This is a genomic window from Candidatus Megaera venefica, from assembly GCF_034554655.1.
Lineage (GTDB): Bacteria > Pseudomonadota > Alphaproteobacteria > Rickettsiales > Rickettsiaceae > Megaera_A > Megaera_A venefica.
This window is the reverse complement of record NZ_JARJFB010000200.1, coordinates 1-2,552: the sequence shown is the minus strand read 5'-3', so window position 1 is coordinate 2,552 and position 2,552 is coordinate 1. Positions and strand designations below refer to the sequence as shown.

Genomic DNA, 2,552 nt, shown 5'->3' with positions numbered 1-2,552 from the left:
AAAAAATGAATGTGCGGTGATTTATTTTTGAAATTCTTGAAATTATATCAAAAATTTAGAGTTTTGACGGAGAGACTCAATAGAAAATTAAACTTGTCTTGAATAAATGTTATTTCTTCTTCAGAATAACCCTTTGAAAGCAAGTCATCTTTGGATAAGTTAATTTTCTCTAGAATAGACACATACCAAGACTTATAGAAATCAGTAACATCTACCTCTTCCACTATTTCCCAACCAATATATTTCATTAAAGGAGTTAGTTTTTTTAGGTTCAGCGCGTAAATTGCTATACCGCTATTGTCAGCAAGCTTCTCTTCTCCGCCTTCATCTTTTAAATTGTAGTCAATTATTGCAAGCAAAGAGCTTTTTTTACTTACGGCTTTTATTCTCTGAAGCAAAGAGAGTTTATCTTCTATAGCGTGAGCAACATCAAACATATAAATAACATCAAAAAAATCATCTTCAAATATACCTGTCAGTTTAGTAGCATCCGCTACTTTAAAATCTATATTTGGATATTTTTCTTTAGCATATTTTATTGCTTTCTCATCAATATCAATGCCTTGTACTTTGTCATATCCTTCCTTCTTCAAAAAATTAGCAGTACCTCCATATCCACTTCCCACTTCAAGAATATTTCCATGCAACGCTTCGGAATTGATAGATATTAGTTTCTTAAGAACAAGATTAGTTGCTTCAACACCTCCTAGGTGTGAAAAATCACCTTCTCTAATAGTACTTAATAAAAATCTAGACTTATTTTTAACCGCCGGCTCTTGAGGAGCACTGCTGCTTCCCTCTTGTTCACTAGCAAAAGTATAATTTATATGAATCAAGCACACATAAAGAAAAAGCAGCTTAATTATCTGTTTTGTCATCTTCAATAATAATCCCCTTAATTTTCATAAGCTTATCAAAATGTTTTCTTTTATCTTCTGATAGTTCAGAACGTCTTAGAGGCAACATTTGAGCAAAAGTACCTTGCACACACTCTGGAGTTAAACGATCTGTAATCAAAATCCCGTTCAAATGATCTATCTCATGCTGTACTACCCTGGCATAAAAATCTGTCACTATTTGTTCGATTACCACACCATCTTCATTCTGATATTTCAAGTTAATCGATTTATACCTCGGAACTTTTCCGTAAACACTCTTCACGGAGTAACATCCCTCAAAGTCGCTCACTATCTCATCTTCGTTTATGGGCGTATATTCTGGGTTGATTATAGTATGCATTGAATATGCCCTTACATCTTCTCGTAGTAGAGAAGCGCTTTCTGGAATATATACAACAGCAATACTCAAACCGATATTTACTTGTGGAGCAGCTAGACCAACCCCTTCTGCTTTAAAAAGTATCTTTTGCATAGAAGAAATAATTTGCTTATCTTCTGTCGATAATGGAAAACTTACCTTCTTTGCTTTATTCTTAAGTACTGAACTTGATTTATCTATCTCATCTTCGATTGTAATTATTTTTAATTCCATAGCAAAAATCATTGTCAGGGTTTTGAAAGAAGATTATTATACATTTTTTGTAAAAAAACATACAACTTATTATCAACTTATGATAATAGTATTACCGTAGTATCGAGATATTCGACACTTAATATGTTAAATCTAAGTATGAGATCCTTAATAATGAGAACTATAAATAAAATTTCTACAGTACTAGCACTTTCAACGGCTCTTTGTAGCACAGCCTATGCTGATAATGCATTTGTCGCTATCGGCCCTAGACTAAGCACACAAGGTATAGGTTTAGAAGCCAGAACACCAATCGCAGATGGCTTTTTTGGTAGAATTAATGGTAACTATTTCCAATATACTAAAAATTATAATGACGGCGAGATTGACCTTAAAGGTAAACTAACACTCCTATCAGTACCAATTATGCTTGACTGGCACCCGTTTGAAGGTTCTGGGTTTAGGCTTTCTGCCGGTGTTGCCTATAACGGCAACAAACTTAAAGCCACAGGTACAGCTGCAAAGGGAGCAACTCTTCAAGGTGTATTTTATACAGCTAGTGAAATTGGTTCTGTTACAGCTGAACTAAAAATAGGAAGTACCATTGCTGGTGTTGCTTCCATTGGTTACGATGGATCTTTCACCAACAATAGCCCATTGAGCTTCAATTGCGAAGCAGGTGTGATGTATGCTGGTAAGCCAAAATTGACAGTTACTTCAACTGGTCTTGCTACTGATATTGCGAAAGACCGAATTAAAGCTGATGCATCAAAAGGTTTGAAGAAAATAGAAAAATATCTAAAATTCTTCCCGATTGTTTCTGTTGGTATTAAATACGCTTTCTAAATTTAGAAAAAAATCTAATAAAGTTTTATAAGTCAATTAAAGGTACGTATGTGAAATTATGTACCTTTAATTTTAGTATCTATCTGTATAATTCTTATTTCTTCATATCTTAAAGTAACGCTTATACAAAGCAAAAACTTTGTATTAAAACTTTGTTGAATATTAAGTCCCTCCGTCAAAACTCTCCCCGCCTGAATTAACAAGGGGTTTCATGTCATAAACAGCTTACAAAATCC

General features: G+C 33.7%; 3 protein-coding genes. 1 reads left to right on the top strand and 2 read right to left on the bottom strand.

Going from position 1 to position 2,552, the window contains the following annotated elements:
- Positions 1–47: 47 nt before the first annotated feature.
- Together Megvenef_RS08815 and def are read right to left on the bottom strand one after the other, a co-directional pair.
- A complete protein-coding gene (locus Megvenef_RS08815; RefSeq protein ID WP_322777560.1) occupies positions 48–878 on the bottom strand; it encodes a methyltransferase domain-containing protein in 831 nt (276 codons plus the stop codon).
- Positions 859–1,491, bottom strand: a complete 633-nt coding sequence (def, locus tag Megvenef_RS08810) for a peptide deformylase (protein WP_322777559.1) — start codon at positions 1,489–1,491, stop codon at positions 859–861. The genes Megvenef_RS08815 and def overlap by 20 nt, the downstream gene beginning before the upstream one ends.
- Positions 1,492–1,644: 153 nt before the next feature.
- On the opposite strand from def, the gene Megvenef_RS08805 reads away from it, so the two are divergent.
- Complete coding sequence (locus Megvenef_RS08805) at positions 1,645–2,316, top strand: hypothetical protein (RefSeq protein ID WP_322777558.1); 672 nt, start codon at positions 1,645–1,647, stop codon at positions 2,314–2,316.
- Positions 2,317–2,552: the final 236 nt, after the last annotated feature.

Coding starts and splice junctions, on each gene's coding strand:
- Megvenef_RS08815 (WP_322777560.1), bottom strand. CDS start 878: ATGACAAAACAGATAATTAAGCTGCTTTTTCTTTATGTGTGCTTGATT.
- def (WP_322777559.1), bottom strand. CDS start 1,491: ATGGAATTAAAAATAATTACAATCGAAGATGAGATAGATAAATCAAGT.
- Megvenef_RS08805 (WP_322777558.1), top strand. CDS start 1,645: ATGAGAACTATAAATAAAATTTCTACAGTACTAGCACTTTCAACGGCT.